19 protein-coding genes and 2 pseudogenes are annotated in these 23871 nt (G+C 66.4%); 10 read left to right on the top strand and 11 right to left on the bottom strand.

What is annotated here, in order from left to right:
* Positions 1–308 precede the first annotated feature (308 nt).
* The 7 genes and pseudogenes from ACIA5C_RS46540 to ACIA5C_RS46510 all read right to left on the bottom strand — a co-directional run.
* Positions 309–1511 carry an SGNH/GDSL hydrolase family protein gene (locus ACIA5C_RS46540; protein WP_396067398.1) on the bottom strand — a complete coding sequence of 401 codons (1203 nt, stop codon included), beginning with the start codon at positions 1509–1511 and terminating at the stop codon, positions 309–311.
* 684 nt (positions 1512–2195) lie between these two features.
* Positions 2196–2534, bottom strand: coding sequence for a hypothetical protein (locus ACIA5C_RS46535; protein ID WP_396067395.1), 339 nt, complete (start codon positions 2532–2534; stop codon positions 2196–2198).
* A gap of 98 nt (positions 2535–2632) precedes the next feature.
* Positions 2633–2923, bottom strand: coding sequence for a hypothetical protein (locus ACIA5C_RS46530; protein WP_396067392.1), 291 nt, complete (start codon positions 2921–2923; stop codon positions 2633–2635).
* Between the two features lie 65 nt (positions 2924–2988).
* The gene (locus tag ACIA5C_RS46525) at positions 2989–3126 is read right to left on the bottom strand and encodes a hypothetical protein (RefSeq protein ID WP_396067390.1); all 138 of its coding nucleotides are present in this window, start codon (positions 3124–3126) and stop codon (positions 2989–2991) included.
* Between the two features lie 387 nt (positions 3127–3513).
* Positions 3514–4692, bottom strand: a complete 1179-nt coding sequence (locus ACIA5C_RS46520; protein ID WP_396067388.1) for a hypothetical protein — start codon at positions 4690–4692, stop codon at positions 3514–3516.
* Between the two features lie 5 nt (positions 4693–4697).
* The gene (locus tag ACIA5C_RS46515) at positions 4698–5228 is read right to left on the bottom strand and encodes a SigE family RNA polymerase sigma factor (protein ID WP_396067386.1); all 531 of its coding nucleotides are present in this window, start codon (positions 5226–5228) and stop codon (positions 4698–4700) included.
* A gap of 103 nt (positions 5229–5331) precedes the next feature.
* Positions 5332–5421, bottom strand: a pseudogene (locus tag ACIA5C_RS46510) (IS5/IS1182 family transposase); the annotation flags it as partial.
* A gap of 155 nt (positions 5422–5576) precedes the next feature.
* Here ACIA5C_RS46510 and ACIA5C_RS46505 point away from each other — a divergent pair.
* Complete coding sequence (locus tag ACIA5C_RS46505) at positions 5577–6968, top strand: IS1380 family transposase (RefSeq protein ID WP_396067383.1); 1392 nt, start codon at positions 5577–5579, stop codon at positions 6966–6968.
* A 114-nt stretch (positions 6969–7082) separates the two neighbouring features.
* On the opposite strand, the gene ACIA5C_RS46500 is transcribed toward ACIA5C_RS46505, so the two are convergent.
* Positions 7083–7247 carry a hypothetical protein gene (locus ACIA5C_RS46500; protein WP_396067381.1) on the bottom strand — a complete coding sequence of 55 codons (165 nt, stop codon included), beginning with the start codon at positions 7245–7247 and terminating at the stop codon, positions 7083–7085.
* Between the two features lie 1369 nt (positions 7248–8616).
* Between ACIA5C_RS46500 and ACIA5C_RS46495 the strand changes: the two genes are divergently transcribed.
* The 8 genes and pseudogenes from ACIA5C_RS46495 (at position 8617) to ACIA5C_RS46460 (ending at position 18075) form a co-directional block, all read left to right on the top strand.
* Positions 8617–10695 (top strand): TRAP transporter permease, encoded by a 2079-nt coding sequence (locus tag ACIA5C_RS46495; RefSeq protein WP_396067379.1) that lies wholly within the window; start codon positions 8617–8619, stop codon positions 10693–10695.
* A gap of 1 nt (position 10696) precedes the next feature.
* Positions 10697–11698 (top strand): TAXI family TRAP transporter solute-binding subunit, encoded by a 1002-nt coding sequence (locus ACIA5C_RS46490; RefSeq protein ID WP_396067466.1) that lies wholly within the window; start codon positions 10697–10699, stop codon positions 11696–11698.
* Positions 11699–11983: 285 nt separating this feature from the next.
* Positions 11984–12253 (top strand): hypothetical protein, encoded by a 270-nt coding sequence (locus ACIA5C_RS46485; RefSeq protein ID WP_396067376.1) that lies wholly within the window; start codon positions 11984–11986, stop codon positions 12251–12253.
* Positions 12254–13028: 775 nt separating this feature from the next.
* Positions 13029–13268: pseudogene (locus ACIA5C_RS46480) on the top strand (aspartate aminotransferase family protein); the annotation flags it as partial.
* Between the two features lie 476 nt (positions 13269–13744).
* Positions 13745–14158, top strand: a complete 414-nt coding sequence (locus ACIA5C_RS46475) for a transposase (protein WP_396067373.1) — start codon at positions 13745–13747, stop codon at positions 14156–14158.
* Complete coding sequence (locus tag ACIA5C_RS46470) at positions 14065–14988, top strand: hypothetical protein (protein WP_396067371.1); 924 nt, start codon at positions 14065–14067, stop codon at positions 14986–14988. The genes ACIA5C_RS46475 and ACIA5C_RS46470 overlap by 94 nt, the downstream gene beginning before the upstream one ends.
* On the top strand, positions 14961–15347 hold the full coding sequence (locus ACIA5C_RS46465) for a hypothetical protein (protein ID WP_396067369.1): 387 nt from the start codon (positions 14961–14963) through the stop codon (positions 15345–15347). The genes ACIA5C_RS46470 and ACIA5C_RS46465 overlap by 28 nt, the downstream gene beginning before the upstream one ends.
* A gap of 4 nt (positions 15348–15351) precedes the next feature.
* Positions 15352–18075, top strand: a complete 2724-nt coding sequence (locus ACIA5C_RS46460; protein WP_396067366.1) for a caspase family protein — start codon at positions 15352–15354, stop codon at positions 18073–18075.
* Positions 18076–19508: 1433 nt separating this feature from the next.
* On the opposite strand, the gene ACIA5C_RS46455 is transcribed toward ACIA5C_RS46460, so the two are convergent.
* The 3 genes from ACIA5C_RS46455 to ACIA5C_RS46445 all read right to left on the bottom strand — a co-directional run bounded on the left by ACIA5C_RS46455 (position 19509) and on the right by ACIA5C_RS46445 (position 20874).
* Complete coding sequence (locus tag ACIA5C_RS46455) at positions 19509–20246, bottom strand: AAA family ATPase (protein WP_396067364.1); 738 nt, start codon at positions 20244–20246, stop codon at positions 19509–19511.
* A gap of 97 nt (positions 20247–20343) precedes the next feature.
* Positions 20344–20667 carry a hypothetical protein gene (locus ACIA5C_RS46450; RefSeq protein ID WP_396067361.1) on the bottom strand — a complete coding sequence of 108 codons (324 nt, stop codon included), beginning with the start codon at positions 20665–20667 and terminating at the stop codon, positions 20344–20346.
* A 66-nt stretch (positions 20668–20733) separates the two neighbouring features.
* On the bottom strand, positions 20734–20874 hold the full coding sequence (locus tag ACIA5C_RS46445) for a hypothetical protein (RefSeq protein WP_396067359.1): 141 nt from the start codon (positions 20872–20874) through the stop codon (positions 20734–20736).
* 134 nt (positions 20875–21008) lie between these two features.
* On the opposite strand from ACIA5C_RS46445, the gene ACIA5C_RS46440 reads away from it, so the two are divergent.
* The gene (locus ACIA5C_RS46440; protein WP_396067357.1) at positions 21009–23804 is read left to right on the top strand and encodes a tetratricopeptide repeat protein; all 2796 of its coding nucleotides are present in this window, start codon (positions 21009–21011) and stop codon (positions 23802–23804) included.
* Positions 23805–23871 lie beyond the last annotated feature (67 nt).

Here is a 23871-nt window from a genome sequence, read left to right as displayed (position 1 = left end):
CTGATGTCGAAGCACAGCAACGATCGAGTCGTACTCGTTAGGCGGCTACGGGGGCGGGAGTGTTTGCGCCGGCGGACGAATGAGGTGCCGTATGTTGGGTGCGTGGTAGCACATGCGGCCTTTCAGCTACGGCTTGGGGTATGACATTTGCCCGTGCTGATTCCGGATTCCATTTATTCACATGATCCGCTGGTAAAACTGTGTCATCCGTGGGGATTTAGTGCCGAGACGATCGATTTCTTTCCGCCATCCGTCAGATGGGGTAGAGCACGGGAGCGAGTGAAAGCCTCGGCCGTCCCGGCGGTTTGTCAGCCGAAGATACCCGCGATGTCCACAGCGTCGGCGATGGCCTGATACCCCGCGTCGTTCGGGTGCAAGTGGTCGCCGGAGTCGTAGGCCGGAAGGTACCTCTGAATGTTGGAGGGATCATGGGTGACCATGTCCTGGTCCAGGATGTGATCACATCCGCTGTTCGAACCGCGGATCCATGAGTTCACTGCTTCGCGACCGTTCTCACCGGCGGCCGACCAATAGTAGGCGTCCTTGAACGGCGTCAGGGTTGAGCAGACGACCTGGACACCAGCCGCATGTGCCAGCCCGATGATCTGCTGAAGTCCTGCGATCAACTGCTCTGCTGGCGGGTCGGCGTTACCCAGGTCGTTGATGGGGTCGTCGGAAATTACCACCCACCTGACGCCCGGCTGCTGCAGCACATCCCTGGAGAACCGGCTGACTCCGCTCGGATTTTCGTTCACACCCGTCAGGAGGTTGTTGCCGCTGATGCCTTCATTGATGACACCGACCGTACGGTCGGCCGCGGTGAGCCGGTTAGCTAAATCGTTGGGCCAGCGGCGGTTAGCGCCGTCCGTGGAGGCAAAACCGTCAGTCAGCGACGCACCGAAAGCCACCACGGACCCCTGCGCGGCGGAATTCTGAACGTCCACGTTAGTCAGGAAATCGTACGACTGGATCGTTGAGGGCGACGGCAAGGTTGTGTCTGCGGAGTCATCACCTGACGCGACGTAATTATTCTGCTTGGCCAGCTGATGGTAGGTAGCGGCTCCAGTAGGGGCCGGCAAATAAAAGCTCACTGCCAAATCCGACTCGGCGGCGACCGTCATCGAGATGGCATCGCTGATCGCGGACTTCCCTGCTGGGACCGTCACAGAGCTCACTCCTCCGAAGGCCACCGTGTGGTCGGAGCCGGATACGATTGTTCCGCTACCGGCTGACACCGCTAGGTGTACGTCATTGACCCTCAGAGGTGCCGAGCCGAACAGATTTGAGATGTGAATGCGAGCCGCAGAACCACCAATGCTTGTATGCAGCACCTCACGCAGCGTCTGGTCGGAGTATGAGGAACCGCCACTTTGCGGAGCGACAGCCCATGTCCCGGTCCACGCAGTGGTGCGGATGGTCGCGGCCTCGGATGGGTCGCTCACGACGGTGGCGTAAAGGCCGGCAGCGATCAGTGCAGCAGCCGAGCACCCGGTGATCAGTTTGTTCTTCACGTCCTCAATAAACCCGTCGCGTCTCTGAAGTGCACTACCAGCGGTCAAAGTGTGGACAATGCCGCAGATGTCCGCTGAAATGAACCTGCCGCACCGGCATGCCGGCTGTGCTACAGCCGGGTTGCCTCCCGTCGCCCGATTCGTCGCCGGCTCGCGGCTGTCCACATAGCCAACAGCCGGCCGCAGCCTTACCCGAGCCGCGCGGCAGCCGTAGGTGATGACAGCTGACGGCGAGGCAGTTGCTGCCGCGGCAACACGACCGGTGGCCCGCTGCCGACGCCGTACACGTGGTTACCCCGTCATGGTCCGTACCGGCATGCGTATGAGCTCGATTCTCGGTGCGCTCAGGACCGCGAAGCTCTCCTCTAGAACGGAGCTCGCGCGCCCCTCTGCCTGGAGATCTGACTGGGGATGTTCACCGCCTCACTGTATGGCAACGTCCATATGACAGTTTCTGTCCGACGCACGACACCGCGGACCCGGCACGTCATGCCTACTCAGTTTTACGGTGGACGAGGTACAACGAGCCGGAGGTGCGGGATGCCTCCATGGGCTGGTACGCAAGCGTGCCCGGTGTTGGATCGCAGGGACAGGTCGTGAAGGTATGGCGGAGGTTCGCGCGGCACCGGCCGATGTCGCCCGGCATGAGCGTCAAAGGCCCGGCGGGGCCGCTTCGCCCGGAACTCACAGCCCGACCGCCAGGTCCTCCACGACCAGCGCCGATTCGTCCGCCGACAGCCGTAGGGCTCGCGCGCCGGTATCCGGGCCGCCGCTGATAATGCTGTCCTGATGCGTGTATTCGGCCGCCTCATCGGCGAGCACGTCGTGGACGACCACGGTTTCGGTCGCGTAACGACGGCGGAAGAACCGCCGGACGGCACAGGCCACGGCGAGCGTCTGCCTGCGGCGGGTCGCTGCTGCCGCGCTCGGCGCGTCCGCACGCGCTGGATGGCGACCATGAGTCGCCTTGACGCGCACGGTCGACGACAGGCCAGCAGTTATCCGGATCTGGCCTCGAGGCAAGCGCTGACCGTGTATCGCCGATACCCAGAGCAGCCGCGGTTAAGGGTCGGAGGTGGGTAGCGATGATCCCGGGCGGGCTGGTCGCCCACGGCTCGTGTTCAGCTCTTCTTCAGCCGGCCGACCGGGATGTCGAACCCATGCTCCCGTAGTTGGTTCGCCCAGTTCCCGATCGTGCCGATCGACTTGCCATATTTCTCGGCGAGTGCCTTGGACGAGCCGACGGCGGTGAGGTCGGCAAGGAACTGCTCACCGCTCCGCCGTTCGCCCCGGCGTCGCTGTTCCGCCTGCGCCGGCGTGGCGGCAACCGAGGGTTTAGCTGCCTTGGCGGCGCTCCGACCGATCGTCTTCGCCGGCCAGCCGCGCTTCGGCCGCGACGCTGGTTCGGCCACCAAGCTTGAGCCCGGCTCGACGGCGGCCTGAGGTACCGCCGCAGCCCCACGCTCTCCAGCGGGTGTCACCGACGCTGCGGTCTGCCGGCCGGCACGGCCGCCGCGTGCTCCGTCGCCGCGTCGGCCACGTTATCCGGCGAGGCGATGTCCGCTGGCACCTCGGCGACCGGTTTCACCGGCGCGGCCGGCTCGTCTGCGGCCATGGCGACGCCGTTGGCCTCCGCTATTCAGAGCAAATAGCGGCTATCGATGATGGTCAAGGAAAGGTGCACCCGGCCTGCAAGGATGTGGTTGCTGAGACCATGTCCCATGTAGAATCGGGTGCACCTTTCTGGTGAATAAGTCTTTCGGGTGGGATGACCGGCTGTCCGTGACAGTCACGGATAAGAACCTCGTCGGTCACGCTGGTGCGGTCCTGCTGCGTCCGACGGGGCATCGCAGCACGCCGATTCGTCTGTCCACCCAGCATTACCACCGAATGGGAGCCAGAGCCGTCTTTCGGGCAGTCCCGTCAACGCTGCCGCAGTACGGGAACCGCGCCACACCCTGACTACGTGGCGTGGGCTTCGCGCTGCTGACTTATGCGCAGCTCACCTGGCACGCGGCAGGGAGGCTAGCCCGCAGGTCCACTTGGTGGGGTGCGCCGTGCTGTCCTGCCATGAGTTGCCGAACATGGTGTGCCCATCGTCGGCGACGGTCACGAGTGAGTACTGGGCGAGGCCCTCCAGCGTGCTGAACTCGTAGGCCTTCCCGTCGATTACCGCCCACAGCGGAACGGCGTCAGTGGGTGCGCCGACGACTGTGCCTTCCCCGCCGATGCCTTGGGTAAAGGCCGCCTGTTGCGGCAGTTTCGTGACCTGGCGGGTGATGATGTCGTAGCTGAAGACGGCAGTCGGCGGGTTGGAATAGAAGATCTTGCCGCCGCGGATGCCGCGGATGGTGGGGTTGCCGCCGCCGTACTGGTCGGGAAACGTCAGTGTTTCCGGGTGGGAGGTGCCGTTGCGCCAGAGCAGGAAGACCGTACGCGTGTTGTCGTTGTTCAAGGCCGCGCTGAGGATCGTGCCGTCGGTGTCGAAGCCGATCACTACGCCATGGATAGTGCCCGACGGCAGGGGCAGTTGGGTCGGTTCCGCGTCCGGGCTCGCCCAGACGACTGGCTTACCCGCGGCGGAGGTGCCGCCGATCCGGCCGTCGTCGGCGATGTCCGCTATGACGCCGCCGCCCTTGAGCGGGGTGAGCTTGCCGCCGGCGTACGCATAAGGGGTCGGATTCTTCTGTCCGTCGGCGAGGCTCAGCGCAAGGTCTCCCGTGGCGTTGACGGCGATCTCAACGCGGTCGGAGTGCGGCAGGGCAACGGTTGCTGTCTGGTGCCCGTCCTTCCAGACCACCGCGGATTTCTGCCGGCCGCCCCGGACTTCCACCGCGTAACGGCCCGTGTGGTCGACGTCGTACACCCGACCGGTCGGCCCTGCGAGCGGCGCCGCTAGGCATTTCGCGCCGGCTGCGGCGGGCGATACGGCGGCACTCGAGCCGGGTAAGGGCGGCTCGTAACCCGCGGCCGGGGTGCCGGGTTGGCTGTTGGCCTGGAGGGCGAAGAAGGCGCCGCATCCGGCTGCCACAGCGAGCGTGGTGAGCCCACCGGCCGCTAGTCTGCGGTTGCGGCGGCGTCGCCCGCCCACGCGCTCGATCTCGGCCAGGTCGAGTCGCTGTGGTCCGTCCGGCTCTCCCGCCAGCGGGCCGAGGAACTCGCGGGCCTCTTCGTCGCTCATCGGAGTCATCGGGTTCCTCTCGAGGTCAGCCGGGCGACGGCGGTCGTCCGGCCCAGGGTGGACTGGTCGGAGCCGAGTTTCTTGCGCATGGCATTCAGGGCGTGATGGGTCTGCGACTTGACCGCCCCCTCGGAGTAGCCGAGGTGCTTCGCGACGTCGGCAACGCTCTGATCGCAGAGGAACCGCAGCACGAGCACGGCTTGCTGGCTTGGGGTGAGCTTGGACAGCGCCGCTCGCAAGACTTCGCGTTCTTCCAAGCCGGTGGTCGCTGTGGACGCTTCCGGTGCGGAAGCACCCAACGGCAACACCTTCCACCAGCCGCGGCGGCGCTCGTTGATGAAGGTGTGCACCAGGATCCGTTGCACGTAGGCGTCCACGTTGTCCGCCCGCGATACGCGGAACCATCGCGTATACGCGGTCGTCAAGGTTTCCTGGACGAGGTCGTCTGCCTGATGCAGGTCGCCGCAGAGGAGGTAAGCCGATCGGCGCAGGGCCGCCGCTCGACCTCGTACATAGGCGTGGAAGTCCTCACTCATGGTGTCTCCCGTCGGCATGTCACGAACCATCGACGAGATCCCGACCCGATCCGGTTGCAGGTCCGCCCTGAGCAATCAGGACCGCCGTGCGACAGTGAACCTTTCATCCTCGGTAGGTCGGGTTCTCGACGTGATGGAGAACGAGGATGGCTTGCACGATCGGGGTGGCGCGGTGTGTGCTGCAGCGCAGCTTGGCCTCCCCCGTTCAGAGGGGGATCGGGTTCATTGAGGGCGATGAAGGAAAGGTGCACCCAACCTGCAAGGATGTGGTTGCTGAGACCGTGTCCTATGTAGAAACGGATGCACCTTTTGGTGAGCAAGTCTATCGGGTGGGATGACCGGCTGTCCGTGACGGCCACGGATAAGAACCTCGTCGGTCACGCTGGTGCGGTCCTGCTGCGTAAATGCGCCGACAAGGCTGGTCTGACCAGCGGGTTGAACACCGTGATACCCCGGGGCGAGGGCCCGGGGTGGTGGGATCGGGGCACCGTGCTGACATCCCTGGCGGTGTCGATCGCGCTCGGCGCGACCAGCGTGTCCGATATCGACCTGCTGGCGCATCAGGCCTCGGTGTTCGGTGACCCGCCGTCGGACAGCACGGTCCGCCGGTGCCTGACCGGCCTCGACCCGGTGACGCTGGGTAAGATCGGTAAGGCTCGGGCGAAAGCCCGCCGGCGGGTATGGGAGCTGATCGCCGGCCGGCCCTGCGGGTTCTCCTGGCTGCTGGTCGCGGATAAACTCCTGCACGGGTGGATCGTGATCGACCTGGACGCCTCGCTTATCACCGCGCACTCGGATAAACAGGGCGCGGCGGTGACGTTCAAGAAGGGTTTTGGCTTTCATCCGCTGGGGGCGTGGTGCGCGAACACCGCCGAGTCCCTGTCCATGCTGCTCCGCGAGGGCAACGCCGGATCCAACACGACCAGTGACCACATCCGGGTCCTTGCCGATGCGATCGATCAGATCCCGGCGAAGTACCGCCGGAAAATCCTGGTACGGGTCGACGGCGCCGGCGCCACCCACGACTTCATCGAGCACCTGCACGAGATGAACACCGCGTTCCGCACGGTCCGGTTCACCGTCGGGTGGACCATCACCGCGGCCGACGAGACCGCGATCGCGGCACTACCCGTCGACGCCTGGACCGACTCTCTGCGCCAGGACGGCGAAGCGACCGCGACCGCCGGGGTCGCTGAACTGACCGGGCTTGACGCCCGCGCCGAGAAGTGGTTGCCCGGGTTGCGGCTGATCGCCCGCCGGACCCGGCCCGCCGCCCGGCATCAGAAGAACCTGACCGCTCTGGAACGCGCCACCGGGTGGCGCTACGCTGTCGTCGCCACGAATATCACCCGAATGTGGGGCATTACCGGCTCGCATCATCCGCAATGGCCCGACGCGCTGCATCGAAGCCACGCCACGGTCGAAGACCGGGTGCGCACCAACAAGGCCATGGGGCTGCGTAACCTGCCCTCCAAATCCTGGACCGTGAACCGAGGCTGGGTCCTGGCCGCGAACATCGCCGCGGACATCACCGCCTGGACCCGCCTGCTCGGGCTGCACGACCAGAGCGACCTCGCCCACGCCGAACCCGAAACCCTGCGCTACCGACTGCTGCATCTACCCGCGACCCTGAGCAGCCACGCCCGGCAACGCACCCTGAAAATCGCCGAAACCTGGCCCTGGAGCGACGCGTTCATCCTCTGCTGGCAACGCCTCACCGCTCTACCCGCACCTACCTGACCAGCAATAACCGTCTCAGCGAGCCGGAGAGGGCCGTTCCCGGGAATCGGAGACCCGGCAACACTGTCGTGACAGACGACGCACCAACCCCACACCGCAAGGGGACAAAAACGGTCAAGCCGAAAGCCCTACCGAGGGATCAATACCCTCTGACGGATCGAGGTTGGTGTCCATAAGCGCCGCGGATAACCAGGCCAGGACGCGCTGTTGCGCACTCGGGTCGAGCGGGGAAAGCAGCTCGTATGCAATCTGCATCGCCTGGAGTTCTTGCAAAGCCATGCCTTTCCACCTTCAATGTTGCGGCCCGGAGGAAGGGCGGCATCGTGCCGCCGGACGCGAGGAGCAGTGAACGCGGATGACCAGCGCGATCACGCCTCGAATGGATAATCACATATGCTGCCGGGTACGTGTCCGCTGGGTCTAGGAGCCGCGGAATGCCCGCGAACGGTCGATGGTGGTCCGTGACTGTGGCAAACTCGGTGGCCGGGCAGCGGCCGTCGCCTGGGGAGAACCAAACGAAGGTTGAAACCGCCGCCCGGCGCCGACGCAATTCTAGGCACAAATCCTGACTTCGCGGCCACCCCGCTTAGAGTCAGCGTTGATCTAGGCTGCCCCACTGCCGTCGAGGTAGCAGGCCTCCGTGGCGAGCGACATACCGGCACAGGTCCCGAGGAAGATATGCGCCGGGAACACCGTCACCGACCGCCGTCCAGAATCCCTTCGCGTCGCTCATGTGCCCGCACCCTGCGTACCAGGCGTCTTCCGGATGCTCAGCTCGCAGTGCCTTAAGACCCGTATTCGCAGTCACCTCGCCGAACTCCCGGGGATAAGGCTTGGGCACAGCAACATCCTCCCAGCCTGCCTTCACGGCAAGCCATCTCAGATGTCACCTATCGGTGCAGCAGGCTCCGGGGACAAGGGAGAGCCAACGTATGACTCGTCCTCGTAGCCATGGCTCGCAGTCTCGGCCGTCGCCTTGGGCGAATTTTGGCTGAGCGAGCCCGCGGATTGAGAGTCAGCGCCCGGCAGTGTCAACCGATACCTAGCGATTCAGACACTATCGGGGAACCTGCAGCCAGGTCACCAGGACATAAGCGACTTGGGCCAGCGAAACCCTGGGGCCAGGTTCGTTGCAGGCTGGCATGCAGTCGATACGGACTTAACTTCAACCGACCGAGCCGACGCGCACGAGGCTCGGCCGCGGCGACGATCGCGGCCTGAAGGTACCGCGACGGCGGGTGCGTCATCTGTCCGCCAGTCGCCACATCTCCGTCCCGCCCAGGCTGAGGTCAGCCCACGGCGGGTGTCCTGTACCGCAGCACCGACGGCGGGGTGCAATGGGCCGGGGTCCTCAGTCGCGAGCCGCAGGGTTGACGGCTGGGTCCGGTCGGCACGCGGCGAGCCGGGGTCGCGGCGCAGGGAGAGCGGCGATGTACGGCGTCCATCTCGCCGCCGCCCGCCCGTAAGAGCCTCGCTCGATACGACCCCCGGCCAGCGCCTGGGCAGTCGCGCAAGCGGTCTCGCGGAACGGCGAGTGTCCTGGTGGGGCAAGCTATTACGGTGACGGTCATCACTGCGCTGATCTTCGGGGCGGAAAGGTCGTTACATAGATGTGCAGCCGCCCACTGTGGATGAACCGACAGCCGGAATGCAGTACGACGACGAAGAGCTTCCTGCCCGCCCTCTCCAAGGCGTGATCGGTGTCGTCGTCGCAATCATTGCCGTTGCGGTCGCGATTCTCGTGCTGTGGCAAGTTTTCCAGCCGTTGGCGCGAGGTAGCCAGTACTACCTCATCATTTTTCTGGCCGGGACGTTGCCGCTGGTGTTTCTGGCGTACCGGTCCAGGTTCGAGCGGCGTGGTGGCGATCGGCCCACCGTGGCGGACTGGATTCTTGCCGCGGTGGCCCTGGTCACCTGCCTGTATCCGTTGAATCCGTTCGGAGGCGGCTACGACGGCTTTCTCGACCGGCAGGGACTGCTCGCACCGTCCGACGTGGTGGTCGGGGCCGTCCTTCTCGTGCTGGTGGTGGAGGCCTGCCGGCGTACGACGGGTTGGATCCTGCCGTTGGTCTGTGTGCTCTTTCTGGCGTACGGCTACTACGGCGGTCTGCTGCCGCAGGACTGGCCGATCGCGCATGCCGGGATGGACTTCGGGCAGATAGTGGATGCCCTGTTCAACTCGGGCAGCGGGTTCTACGGCACTCCGCTGGACGTGGCGGCGTCGTACATCGTGCTGTTCACCATCTACGGCGCCGTCCTGGAGCTCTCGGGTGCCAGCCGGTTCTTCGTCGACCTGTCTGTGGCGGCTTTTCACAAGTCGCGCAGCGCGGCCGGGCGCACAGCGGTGGCGGCCGGCTTGCTGCTGGGCACCGTGTCCGGTTCGGGTACCGCGACGGCGGTGAGTGTCGGCGCGGTGACCTGGCCGATGCTGCGGCGCGCCGGTTACCCGCCCGAACAGGCGGGCGGCATGCTCGCGGCGGCCGGGGTCGGTGCGATCCTGTCGCCGCCCACCCTCGGCGCCGCGGCGTTCATCGTCGCCCAGTACCTCGATGTCTCCTACTTGACGGTGCTGGGTTGGGCCACGATCCCCACCCTCGTCTATTACCTGGGCATTCTGCTGGCCGTGGAGATCGACGTGCGGCGTTACGGGATGCGGGCACTCGACAAGCCGGCGACCAGCGTGTGGCGGCTGCTCGCCCGCTTCGGCTATCACTTCTCTTCGCTCGCCCTCATCGTCGTTCTCCTCGCGGCGGGGCAGAGCGCGCAACGATCGGTTGTGTACGCCACCGCGGTCACCTTCGTACTCTCCTTTCTGGATCGCAGTGCCTGGCTGACCCCGCGCCGGGTGTTCGAGGCGCTCTCGGTCGGCGTGCGGGGCGTGCTTCCGGTGGTCTCGGTGTGTGCGGGAGCCGGGATCATCACCGCGATCACGACGAAGACCGGATTGGGTGCCCAGCTCGCGTCGCTGCTGGTGCGGGGCGCGCAAGCGGTGAGCTCGAATCCGACAGTGGTGCTCGCCCTGACGGTGATGCTGGCCGCGGTGGCGCTGGCCGTGCTGGGGCTGGCGGTGCCGGTCACGGCCAGCTTCGTTATCGGCTGGGTCATCATCGGTCCGGCTCTGCTGGCCCTGCACGTGCCCGCGTCTGCCACGGCGATGTTCGTCTTCTACTACTCGGTGCTGTCCGAGGTCACGCCGCCCACGTCGCTCGCCGCGGTGGGGGCCAGCGCCATCACCGGCGGCCGGGTGCTGCCGACGATGTGGCATGCGCTGAAGTACGCGCTTCCCGCGTTCGTGGCGCCGATCGCGTTCGTCATCACCGGCAACGGGACGCACCTGATGGGCCAGGGGTCGGTCGTCGACGTCGCAGCCGCGGCGGTGCTGACCGGGCTCGGCGTGGCGGGACTTGCCACTGCCACGGGCGGATGGGTCCTGGGCGTCGGTCCGGCCGGCGTCGGAAGTCGCGTGCTCGGCGGAGTCGCCGGGTTGTTGCTGCTCTACCTGGAGCCGGTGACGGTCGCGGCAGGCATCGGAGCTCTCGTACTGGTCGTCGTGTGGGCCGCCGTCGATAAACGCATGCGCGGAACCGTTCCTCGAGTCGCTCCGGCGGGACCCGTGGCGGAGGTCGAGACGCCCACGGGCGTGGCGGGGAATGCCGTTGTCTCTCGGCCGCCGATCGCCGGCGGAACCGATCGAAAAAGCACCATGGAAACCCAGGAAAGTGAATGAGATGAGACGACTCGCCACTGCCGCCCTCACCCTCAGCGTCGCCGGTGCCGCCGGTGCCTGCGGTGGTCAGCAGAACGCGGCCTCGGTGGACACCGGCGCCGCGATTACCTGCCAGGTTCAGAAGGACACTCGGGTCGGAATCGCGACCGGCAACGCCACCGGCGTCTACTTCGCGCTCGGCAACGTGTTCGCCGAACAGGTCGACGCTACCGGGGGCAAACTGAAAGCCACGGCCGCCGAGACCGGGGCCTCCGTGCAGAACATTCAGCAGGTGATGGCCGGCACCTACCAGGTCGGGTTCTCGCAGGCCGACGCCGCCACCGAGGCGGTCACCGGTACCGGCAGCTTCACCAACAAGCAGCCGATCGCGACGCTGGGCCGGATCTACAACAATTACACCCAGGTGCTCGTCCGGAAAGCGGCCGGTATCAAGAGCGTCGCCGACATGAGGAATAAGCGGGTCTCGACCGGGTCGCCGAAGTCCGGCACCGAACTCATCGCCAACCGCCTTCTGAACGCCGCCGGCCTGAACCCGGCCACCGATGTCAAGGCGGAGAAGCTCGACCTCACCAAGACCGTGGACGGCATGAAGGACGGCACGATCGACGCGCTGGTCTGGGTCGGCGGCCTTTACACGCCGGGCGTCACCGACCTGCTGACGACCTCCAGCGACAAGGTGCGGTTCCTGGACATCAGCGGGTCGCTTCCGGCACTGCAGAAAATCAATTCGGCGTACGAAGAGGCGCCCATACCGGCGGCCACCTACAAGCAGCCGGCGGATATTCCGACCATCGTCGTGCCCAATGACCTGGTGGTCCGGGCGGACCTTGATCCGAACGTCGCGTGTGTCCTGACGCGAACCCTGTTCGAGCGAAAGGCACAACTGGTGGAGGCGAACGCAGCGGCCAGCGATATCACGCTCGCGACCGCCCGTAAGACGGGGCCGGTTCCGCTGCAGCGTGGCTCGGCGAAGGCGCTGGACGATCTGGGCGCGCCCCGGTAACCGGTGTCGGGTCGGTGCGGTCGACTGACCCGTTTCGACAACCGCGCCGGCGCGCTATCAAAGCTACTGGTGTGCAGGCGCGGCACCCGGTGAACCCGTCCCAAAGCAGCGACGGATCTTCGACATCGACCACGGCTTCGCCGTGCTGGTCGAGCATCTGCGGATGGATCTGTCAGATCGCTCGCCGGGGAGTCGCATTGCCAGTACTTCCCGACCGGTAAGCAGCTGGCCGCTTCGGCAGCGTGAGTCCCAGGCCGATCGGTATCAAGTCCCGGGATCACAGACATGGTGACGGATGTCGAGAAGCCCGCCAACCCAGAGCAGGGTTGGCGGGCTTTGGTGTATGGCGTCGCGTTGCTCGTCGACGCGAACTTCTCGCCGGCTCTGGTCGAGTTCAAGCACGACGTCGTCGAGCTCAAGTACGTCGTGGTCGTGCTCGACATCAAGCAGAGGGCCGTCGTCGAGAAAATGGCGCCGCGGAGAGATCGGCGTAACCCTGCACTCGCCTTGGTGGACGGTTGTGGGCGGCGTCGATTTCGGGCAGTTGGGCCCTGATCGTGGGCACGCTCATCTTCTATGGCTGGCGTCGCGAACTTGGGTCCCCGATCACTGGGTATTGGCTGGCTGCGAGCGTGATTTTCGGGCCGGTTCTGGGCCTGATCGGCGGCCTAACGTGCCGCCGCGCCTGGGTCGGGGCGCTGGCCGCCGGGGGGTGGTCCCCATGGGTTTCGTCAAGCGGCGAGGGCGTGTTGGCTGGGCCGAGCCCGGTAGGGCGTGTTGTCGCGGAGCATGGCGAACAGGACGTCGACGCGACGGCGTGCAAGGCAGAACCCCGTACCGGCATAGTAGGCAGCAACGGCGCGAGCCGTGCCCACTGTGCGTCGGTAAGGTATTGGCCACCCGGCGGTGACGAGGGCACCAGCGCTGTGAGCGGCCGGGGTGGCTCGGTAACCTCCAGTCGGGCTAACGCCAGAACTCGCGCGGCCGGCCCGGTCATGCACGCAGGTAGTCCGCTGGTCTAGTTCCGCGCCGTGGGCGCTGTAGGCCAGCAGCCACGGCTCAGGGGTGGTGGGTGCCTCGCGTCTTGTCCTTCGTGATCTTCAAGTAATCCGAAGGATCTGCGATGGCCGCCTCTCATCGACCTAAAAGACCGGGTGATACATGACTTCGGTGGACGCGGCCCGCCGTTTCTAGGACTTCTAAAATTTCGTGTGTTCCGCTGAACCTCTTCTATGTTTTCCCGTTACGCATGGAGGAGGTATTCGTAGCGGATTGGGCTCCGAGTGGGCGGGGGCGCTTCTTCGCGGGCAGCGAAAATCGGGAGGTTCTCATGGATGACGAGTTGCTGGCACGGCGCCGAGCCGCTCAGCCGGCATGGATGCCCCTCTATTATGGCGAACGGCCGCTGGAGATCGTTGCCGGAGCGGGACGGCGTGTAACTGATGCAGCAGGTACCACGTATCTGGATTTCTTCGGCGGCATCCTCACGAACATGCTCGGCTACGCAATCCCGGAGGTCACCGAGGCAATCGAACGGCAACTGCGAACCGGCGCGGTCCACACCTCCACGGGGATCAGATCGGAACCGATGGAGACGTCCTGCTCCGGCGCCAGTCGGCGGTCCAGGTCTGCAATCGGCTGTCGGCCCGCTCGTGACCAGGCCGCCGTCCGGGCGTACGGCACTGGCGGTGATCGCCCGGCCGTGCGTGGCCACCGGTTTGCCGACCGGGACCAGAGTGTCCGGATCGAGTGGCCACAGGGCACCCGTCGCCTCGGCGGCGGCCGTCTTGAGCGGTGCGTCGCCGGCGATCACCCGGTGACCGGCGACCGCCAGTGCGGCGATCGGCGGCGGCAGGTGGTTGCGCTGCACGATACGGGCGGCGTCCGGGTCGATCGCGGCCACGAAGCCGGAGTCGCAGCCCACCAGCACCCGCGCTGCTAGTGCCGTGACCACGAACGTTCACGGTGTTGGATGACACGCCGCCCGGCCTGACGGCCCGGCGGCGTGACGCCGTTCAGGCTGTGAAGGTGGCAGATCCTGTACGCGTGCGGCGGCTCAGTGACCAGGAAGGTCAGCAGCTGCTGCGTATCACTCGCAGAGGCACCGGTTCACCGATCCGATTACGGCGGGCGATGGTCGTGCTCGCCTCGGCCGGCGGCAACACCGTGCCGGCCATCGCCCGGCTGGTCCAGGCCGACGAGGACACGATCCGGCAGGTCATCCACCGGTTCAACGAGTTGGGGATGGCCAGCCTGGACCCTCGGTGGGCGGGTGGCCGTCCCCGCCAGATCAGTAGCGATGACGAGCAGTTCGTCGTCACGACGGCCAACACCCGCCCCGAATCCTTGGGGCGCCCGTTCACCCGATGGAGCATCCGCAAGCTCACCGACTACCTCTGTTCGCAGGCCGCCCGCCCGATCACGATCGGGCGATCGACCAGCTGCGGGCGCGCGGCGTGATGCTGGCGCCACGCGACAGCCGGCTGTACCGGTTCTTCCACCAGACCTTCTTCGAGTACGCGGCGGCGCGCGGCGTGGTGGGGCTCGGCCGTGGCCCGGCGGAGCAGTTGGTTGGCCACGCCGTCGCCGACTCGCATGACTTGTTCGTCGGCGAGGTGGCCGCGCAGGTAGTACTACTGGCCGGTCGCGACCCCCGGCTACCCGGTTCGTTCGCCCGCGACGCGCTGCTGACCTGGTTCAACGGCGATGCTCACCTGCAGCTGTTGGCGCTCCGCTCGTACGCCCGGCTGTCCCACCCGGCGCCGCAGGTCCGCGCGCGGGCCGCCGAAATCCTCGCCTCCTGCGACGCCGGAACGGTCCGTCACTATCTGCGCCTACTACCGTCGACGCGGCATCCGAGCTTCGAGCGCCTGAGCGCCGAACTGGGGCTGCTCTGGTCCCGGGTGATCGGCACCGGCGGCGATCCGGGGCTCGGCTTCGACCTGCTCCGGGCGCTCGCCCGTGCCGCGCCGGTCTTCCCCGAGGACACGCGAGTGTTCCTGGAGGAGCATGACTGCCTGAAGTGGTTGTTGGAGCGAACCCCGGCTGAGATCTGCCGGGAGAGGTGGTTCGCAGCGGATCAAGCAGCTGCAGGTGGAGGCATCCGGCGTGGTGTGCCGAGCAGCTGCTCGGCTTCTTCGTCGCCTTCGCCGGTGACTCCGCCGACAACCGTGTCGTGGAGGCGACTCTCCATTTCGCGTCGGTTGGTTGGTTCTGTCCGTTGGGCTGGTCCAGACTGGACGGGCAGCCGTACGGGTGCGGCATGGATCCGCGACAAGGTGGTCGAATGAGAATTACTATTGCGGCCGCCGACGACGTGCAAGCGACGCTAAGGCTCTACCGATGGCTCCGGGACGACGAGAACCTCGCCGCCGACTCCTCCGTCGAAATGCTCGACGCCGACGACACGCCACAGGGCACGATGGGTGCCGCCGAGATTATCGAGCTCGTCCTGACGCAAGGTATGGCGCTGGCGAACCTGGCCATCGCGTACGCGACCTGGCGACAGTCCTGCGACGACGACGAGACGGAAGTGACCTTCTCTGTAGACGGCGGGTCGATCACGGTCAAGGACGGCTCGCCGGAGACCATCGACCGGATCATCGCACAGTTGTCCCCATCGCCCAACTCTGAAGCGGAAGGACAATAAAGACATGGTCCGGCCGTCCCAGCCGGACACGTGGCTGCCGGACCCGCGGGCGTCCCGCGCCGTCCTCATCGGGGTCTCCGATTATGCCGACCTGGAGCCCCTCCCGGCGGTCGAGCGCAACCTGCAGGAGCTGAGCAGGTTGCTGACCTCTCCGGACCTGTGGGGACTGCGCACGGAGGACTGTCACACGCTGCTCAGCCCGCAGCGCCCCGACGACGTCCTCGACGCGATCAACACCGCAGCCGGGCAAGCCACCGACGCCCTGATCGTCTACTTCGCCGGTCACGGCCTGCTCGACCAACGTGATGAGCTGCACCTCGCCCTGACGCAGGGCAGCCGCAAGAAGCTCTACCGCACGGTCCGCTACGACGATGTGCGCCGTGAAGTGGTGGAGACGGCGCGGAAGTGCCATAGCAAGGTCGTCATACTCGACTGCTGCTATAGCGGGCGGGCCATGCAGGGCGCGATGGGCAGCTCCGACGTGGCTGAGCAGGCGCGGATCGCGGGAACGTACCTAATGACCGCCACTGCCGAGACTAGTAAGGCGCTCGCGCCGCTCGGCGCCGAGTTCACCGCGTTCACCGGTGCCTTGATCCGGAAGCTTTCCGCCGGTGTCATCGACGGTCCTGAGCTGCTCGACCTTGAGACGCTGTTTTATCATCTCCGTGCCGAGCTGGCCGAACGCCGTCTCCCCATGCCGCAGCAGCGATCGCGCAACGACGGAAGCGCCATCGGATTGGTGCGGAACCGCGCCTACCGGCCGCCGGACGCCGATGGGGCAGTCGCGGTCCATCCGATGCCCGAACCGAGACGCGAATCCGGGTTCGAACCCGCCGTGCGCCGGGTAGTCAGCACACCGCCGGCCGCGACGGTTACCGAGCTGCGGTCGCTGCGCGGCGACGGGCAGGATGCCGCAGCTGACGAGTTGCTCGCCACTGCCGAAGCATCCCACCGCAACCAGGAATTGGCCGCGCTCGCCAGGGTGCTTCTTGACGACGGGTTGACCGACGACTTCCGAACGCTGGCGCGGTTCGTCACCCGCCGGTCGGCCGGTGATCTGTTGGAACTGATCCGCATCTTCGAAATCATCGGCTCGTCGGAGGTGGCAGACGGCTTTCTGGACGTCGTCGCCGCCGGGCCGCCCAAGAAGACCTCCCAACTCGCCAAACTATTGCGGGACGATGGGCGCGGCGAGCGCTTGAATCGGCTGGTCGATGCCGCCCTCACTGGCGCCTCGGACATCCCCTCGCGCACCGCCCTGATTGGCGAGCTGTGGGTGGCGGGCCTCCGTGACGAGGTGGACCAGCTCGTCCAGCAGGTGGCGACCGGCCTGCCGGCTCAGGACGTGCTCGCGCTGGCCGATGAGCTTCGGACCGCCGGTCGGGAGGGCGTCTCGTTCCAGCTCTACGGGATGGCGACCGCGCCGCTGAGTGGACGACCACCCCGATCCATTGCCCATCTGACCCAGTCGATGACGGAGTCGGGGTATGTCGAGGAGAGCCAGCGCGTGGCGTACGACGCCGCTCTCGCCCGCAAAGACGCCTCCTCGATGATGGAGCTTGCCACCGAGTACATCACGACTGGCCAGAAGGGCTATGCGTACGCGGCTTTGGACCGCGGCGCCCAGACGCTGGGCGATGCGGACGTCGCCGATCTGGCCCGCGCGCTGCGCGACGCGGATCAGGAGGACGCCGCCTTCCACCTCCTCTCCGCGGCCGTCGCCGCCCGGCCCGCGTCAAGCACGATGAGCTTGGTGAATGCGCTTCGGGATGCAGGCCGGCCGGTGGACGCGATCGACATACTCAAGATTGCCGCCAGACGTCTGCCGCCCGAGGAAGTCGCGAATCTTCTCCGCGGTCTGGGTGATCGAGGCAACGGGCAGGATTACGAGACTGTGCTCTCCGCCGTGGGCGGCCGGTCGGCCAGCGAATCCGCGCGATTGTTGCAGGCAGTGGTGGCTACTGGTGCCGACCTTTCGCCTGCTCAGGTCGGCGCGTTGATCGGCAATCCCACCGACGAAGATTTGACGAAGATCATTTCCGAGCTGGAGATGGTCCGGGGCGCTGGGGCGATGTCGGCGATTCTTCGACACCTGAACGCGGGAAACACCAATCTGAGGATCCGCAAACTTATCGAGATCCTGCCTGAGCGAGACGCTGTGAAGTTGTTCTTCCAGGTGGTGAGGGTAGGTGGCCCGACCCTGTCAACGGTTATTCGGAACCTCACGTGGAGCCGGCTCTCGACCCAGATCCTCAGAGTCGATCCAACTCGTCAGCTCAGTGTGCTCGTGGCCGGCCTGCGCCGATCCGGCTTCGATATGTATGCCGACATGGCGTTGTCCGAAGCGGCATGGTCGGCTTCTCCCGAGTCGCTGGCCATCGCCTTGGACGATCTGCGCCGAAACGGTCAGGAACAGGATGCCGAAGCGCTGATGCGGGAGGCTGTCGACCGGCGGAAGTTCTATGACTACGACTTCGGCCGATCGGCGTACGAGCTGCTCGAACTGATCCTCGCCCTGGAGGCTGGCGGTCTGAACGAGGAACTTCACCACGTGGTCGACCGAATTCGGGTCACCCGCACTCGACAAGAGGTGACCGAGCTCAGCAACATGCTGAAACAGGTCAGCTCACCGGAGATCGGACAAAGGCTGCTGGAGTCGACTCCGGCCGGGCAGACCGAGCCATCGCTGGGCACCAGGCGATGGCGTTGGGGACGACTTGATCGCTGACGCACGGAGGCGATGTCGGTATGCGCATGAGGGTCCGTTGCGTTGCGGGATCGGCAGACGCGCTGAGCCGATGGGACATGCGCTCTGTTGCGTCGCTGATCGCTGGATCAAGGCAGGCTTGACGGGTGAAGTCTGTCGTTCGGTCTCGTCGCTGTGCGCCTCCCGGGTCGGCGTTCGCGGGGATCCCCGGAGCCGGCTTCAGGTGAAACCGCTGAGTCGCACAACGGGGTGTGCGCGCTGGTGCTCGACGCGGTGACCCGCGATCTGCTGACGGCGGCTGCGGCGGGCCGGTGTCGCGGTACCTAATCACCGGGCGCACGGGTCGGCCGACGCGGCCATACAACGTTACGGACCGATTCAACCAGCTGGCCGTGGCGGCGAAGGTCCGGCCGCTCGGCCCGCATCAGATCGGCATTTGATCGCGCCGAGTCTGCTCGACGCCGGTTACGGCGTTCATGAGGTCGCGGAGCGGCTCGGCCATGATCCGGCCACGTTGATGCGCTCGCTACTACACCCGGGTCAACGCGGCCAGGCGCCTGCAGGCCACGGATCGGATAGCCGCATTGATGACGTTACCCAAAGGCCAAGCAGGGCCGCTGCGGAACCGGCCGGATCCGACGTCGCCGCCCGTCGTCCCTGAAGTCCGCAGGATCTGCCAAGTCACGCGTACGCGGAGGCACGGAAAGCGGGTATCAGAGTCCACGCGATCGCCGATGCGGTAACAGATGCCGGATCGCCCGCTGCTGCAAATTGCTAGCGGAGAATGGTCTGTTCTGTGTTAAGGATCCGGCGGGAGTCGGCGAAATGGAGTCTCGTCGAGGAGCTGGCCGAGCCGGGGGCGTAGTGCCAGTCAAAGGATCGCTTCGATCTCGGGTTAGCATGCCGCTCGTTAGCCCGAATCGGCTGCCCTGGCTTCGCTGGAACGCACGTAAGACGCTTGAGAGAACTCCTTTGAGGGAACCCGGGGGACGAATCCTGCTTGACCACTGCGGTTCTCAAAGTACGAGCGAGCGGTGAAAGTCCAGGCGGTGACATCAGTTATCCATAGTTCGGGTTGGGAGGCCGGTTGCCCGCACTGGCATGTCACTCGGGTGGGGATGCCGGTGGCCTCGTTGGGTGTCGTCGTGAGAAGAGCTCGGAAGGTCTGTAGGCGTGGTCGAGCTGGTGACTCGGCGGAGGGAGTCCACGAGAGCAGTTCTGATCCGCCCCCGCTTTACCCACCGAAAACAGCGTGAAGTCATGGCAAGCGATGACAAGCCGCAGAGGCCGTTCGGCCGCGTTTGAGCTGGTCAGAGCACGTTTTCGACAAGCATTGCGAAGTCTTGCAAAGCCGCGATTTAGAGCAAGGGGTCGCAGGTTCAAATCCTGTCAGCCCGACAAAAAGTCGTCGGTGACCTGCGGAAACGCAGGTCACCGTTTTCGTTGGATAAAGATCAGCCACCGAAAACCCACTGTTTTGAATTCGTGGGGTGCTGGTCTGCTGGAGCCGATCGTGTCGGCCGGGGCCGAGGCTCGCGGGCGTCCCCTCGAAGAGTCCCGAGCGGGCGCGAGTTAGACAACCGAAGTACTGGCAGCCGCGACGGCCGCTCGCAACCCCGAACCAACGCCCCGCCCGGCGCCAGATGCTGCCGATGCCGATACAGCCGTCGGATCGCCGCCTCGCCGACCTGGTCCGCGCCGGTGCGCCGCGCGTCGCGGCGCAGGCACTCCTCCAGTGACACGGTGGCGGTAAGGTCCCAGATCTCGAACTGCGCGCCCGCTTCGGCGGCGATCTGCCGGAACGCGTCGACCGCCTCGGCGGCCAGGTTGGTGTCGGCGACGACGTCGAGGCCGGCGGCCAGCAGTTCCCGGATGCTCGTTGTGCTGGGCGATGGTGACCATGTCCTCCTGTTCCGGGTGCCGAGTCGGCGGCCGTGCATCATGGCGCGCAGGCTGTCGCAGTTGACCCGGGCCCGCTGCGTGGGCGCCTCGGCGACCCAGCGGCTCGCCTTGCCGGTCTTGCCGGAGGCGGGCAGCCCCCGCGTGATGATCAGAACGCGTGCCGAGTTCGCAGGTGCCGCGACCAGCTGGCCGTCTGCCGATGTCCTGGCGATCCGGCGCAGCGCGGTTTGCCAGACCAGCGGGTCGCTGTGGGCCAGCGCGGATCCGGCAAGCCGGCGTAAGTCCAACAACGACCTGGTGGAGGTTCGTCCTGCGGAACTGGCCACGGCGAGCCTCCTGCTGCACCCACAGGCCGCGCAGCGTCACCGCGCAGCAGGTCAGGGGGCATCAATGGCCGTACGGCGCGGTGGTCGCGCCGCCCAAGGAGTCAGCGGTGCTGGCGGCGTGGTCGGGGTGGTGCTCGGCGCATCGGTACGCGGACGCGCTGCGCGGGCCGCCGCCCAGGTGGCCGCCGCGGCTCGCCGCGGCCGCCTGCTGTCTTACCGGTTCCGTGGCTACGGCAGAGCCGGCCGCGACGTCGCCGAGGCCGAACGTCTGGTGATCGTCACGTGCGGGCATGTACGGAATCCTGGCCACCAATGCGACCATCTGCTGGTCGACGGAGTACCACGGCTGGGCGTGGTCGTGTGCACGGATGCCCGTAGTCCTCATGCACACGCGGGTGGGGCCGGGGCGGGGCCTCAGTGTTGTCTTGTGGAGATCCCCGCCTCTGGGCAGCTAGCAGCCCGAGGTTAGGTGCTCGAGCAGCCAGCCGGTTAGGGCGCGGGTGGCGCCGGCGACCAGGCCGGTGATCGCGGCGAGGGCGATTCGGGTACGGCGCTTGTCCGGGCCGCTGTGATCGTGCTGAGGTCGGGTCATCGAATGCTCCGTGGGTGTCTGAGGTGAACCGCGGTGCCGGCGCCGGCTGTCCCTACACCTTCAGGGGGATCCGGGAAGATCCACTCAGTTGCGCTGGACTATGCGTCCGATGGCCTGCAAGCGGGGGTTGGGGGATGCTGGTGGCGATGAGTAGCGACGGGAGCCAGCGAGGCAGGTCATCGCCGCGGCCGCTGGAGCGGCCCCGGCTACCTGCCGGGCCGCTGAACGACCTCAAATCGGCGATTTACCAGCTGTACCTGGACGCTGATACCCCGACATTGGACGAGATCGAGGGCGAAGTCGGCAAGCTCAGCACGGGCCTGGTCAAGGCCATGCAGGACACCGGGGTCGACGAGGACGCGGCCGAGAAGCAGGTCGACGTGCTCGAGGGTGCCGTGCCGCGGCGGGACACGATCAAGCGGATCATTGCCAGCGAGGTGCTGCCGCCGGGCCGCGCCGACACGGTAGCCGTCGCCGTGGCGCTGGCCCGCATGTCGGGCCGGCTGCCGGATCAGCATGCCCGCCGTGACCTGGCCTCTCTTGCGGCGCAGGTGCGCCGGCTGTGGGATCGGGCCCGTACCGTTCCAGCACCGCAGCCCGCGCGATTGGGCCGGCCGGTCGGGCCGGGCACCGCGAAGGTGTTCGCTGACATCAGCGTCGCCGGTAGTCGTTACCTGCTCGAGAACTTCCGTGAGGAGGCGACTCCGCTGCCGGCAGGGCTGTCCCCGAGCTGGCTGCTCGCCGCGCAGTACGAGGTAGTCGGATTCGCTGGGCGAGACACCGAGCTGAGGGAGCTCGGCGACTGGCGCGACGCGCCTACGCCCGCGATGACGGTCAAGCTTGTGCACGGCCCCGGCGGGCAGGGCAAGACGCGCCTGGTGGCCCAGTTCGCCGCCGCCAGCCAACGCGCTGGCTGGCGGGTGGTCGCCGCCCGACGGACACTGGAGGCTGGCGCGGCCGGTGCCGTACAGACCAGCCGGTGGTCCGTCGAGCAGGGCGTGCTGCTCATCGTGGACTACGCCGAGCGTTGGCCCGACGGGCACCTGGTCACCGTCCTGAACGACCCGTCGGTGAAAGACGCCGGGGGTCGAGTGCGGGTACTGCTGCTGGCACGCCCCGGGGGTGCCTGGTGGCAGGGGGACAGCTACCGCCTGGGCGGCGGTGTCCTCGTCGACACGTTGCCGCTGCTACCGCTGGCCGATTCGATTAGCCCTGAGGCTTTGTTCGACGCGGCGGTGACGGCGTTCGCCGGGGCGCTCGGCGCGGGCGACATCGGCCGGCTGGAAATGCCACCGTTGGCCGACGAGGACAGGCGCCTCGTGCTTACCATCCACATGGCTGCGCTGGTCTGCGTCGACGCATACCTGCACAACCGCGAGCCGTACCCGCGGGGTGCACTGCCGAAGTGGGAGGACTTCTCCGCCTATCTACTGGGCCGGGAGTTCGCCCACTGGCAGGAACTGCACGCCAGCGGGCGGATCTCAACCTCGGTGGACCGGCTGGCGCGGACGGTGTTCGTCGCCACCTTGATCGGCCCACTCGGTTACGCCGCCGCCGTGGCTGCACTAGAACGCGCCGGGGTCGCCTCGGCCGATTTGGCGGTCGTCGAACACCGGGTGTGCTACCCACCAGCGGGTTCAGCTCCGGAGCAGGACGCAGGCCCACAGGTGACCGGCGATGAGGTGCTCGAGCCGTTGTACCCCGACCGGCTCGGGGAGGATTTCATCGCTTTGAGCACGCCGGGGCACGACAACCGGTCCGTCGAGCTGGGCCTCTGGGCGCCCGATGTACTGGCTCACCTGCTCGAGCCAGGGCCGGGCGAGGGGGTATCGCCGTACGCCCAGGCCACGATCACCGTGCTCGTCGAGGTCGCCCGGCGTTGGCGCCACATCGCCGAGAATCACCTGTATCCGCTACTGCGGTTGCACCCGCAGGTCGCCGTCGCCGCGGGCAGTGCGACGTTGATCCGGCTCGCCGGGATCGAGCACATGGATTTCGAGGCCTTGCGACAGGTGGAGTCACAGCTGCCAGCGGGACCGCACATCCAATTGGACACTGCTCACGCAGCCATCACCGTCCGGCTGGTCGAGCACGACCTCACAACAGAGACGGACGACCGGAGGCGCGCAAGTCTTTTCTACGAGGTTGCGTCGCGTCTGCTATACGCCGGACAGTACGAAAAGTCTCTGGAGGCGGCCGAGCAGGTCGTGACCATTGTGCAGGGACTGGCCGATGACCCGCGGTCCGATGCGTTCCTTGCCAGCGCACTCGACCTGGAGGGTGTCATCCTGGCCGCAATGGGTCACAGGGACAAGGCGCTGTTCGTCGGCGAGAGATCGGCCGAGCTGCTCCAGCAATGTGTCAACGACGGCCAGACAGGCCTTGAACGGCACCTGGCCAACGTCCTGACCAACATCAGCGCCCGATACCCCACCGAGAGTTTCGATAGGGCATTGGACTGCGCGACCAGGGCCCTCGTCATTCGGCGCGCAATCCTCAGTGCGCCAGAGCACGACACCGCCGGCGACGGGGCCGGCTGCCAGATTGACCAGGATCGAGCCGACCTGGGCCGCGCACTGCACAACCTCGCCGACGTCCTCTACACAAGTGGTCGCTACGAACAGGCATTGCCGCACAGCGCCGAAGACGTCGGCATCTTCGAGGAACTCCACGGCCGGGACTTGGCTCAATGGAAGCCTGATCTTGCACGTGGGCTGTACCTGGCCTCTCTGATCTTGTTGGAGCACGACCCTGGTCAGGAGGCTGCCACCTACATCACCCGGGCTGTTCAAATCTACGGTGATCTCAGCGTGGCCACCCGAGACGAGCGCAACGGCCACAGGATCGGTCACCTGGTCGATCGGTTCCTGCAACTGAATGCCCAGGACAGTGCCACCATCGCCCTAGTGTGGTGCGCCGGAAGTCCCTAATCTAAATGTAGGCTGTGGTCATGTCTGGTCGTGGCCGGCCGCGGGCCGAGTTGGTGCTCAGCGACGA

The sequence above is a fragment of the Actinoplanes sp. NPDC051343 genome (genome assembly GCF_044455125.1).
Lineage (GTDB): Bacteria > Actinomycetota > Actinomycetes > Mycobacteriales > Micromonosporaceae > Actinoplanes.
Note: the sequence above shows the minus strand (reverse complement) of the source record. Positions and strands in the feature narration are given on the sequence as shown.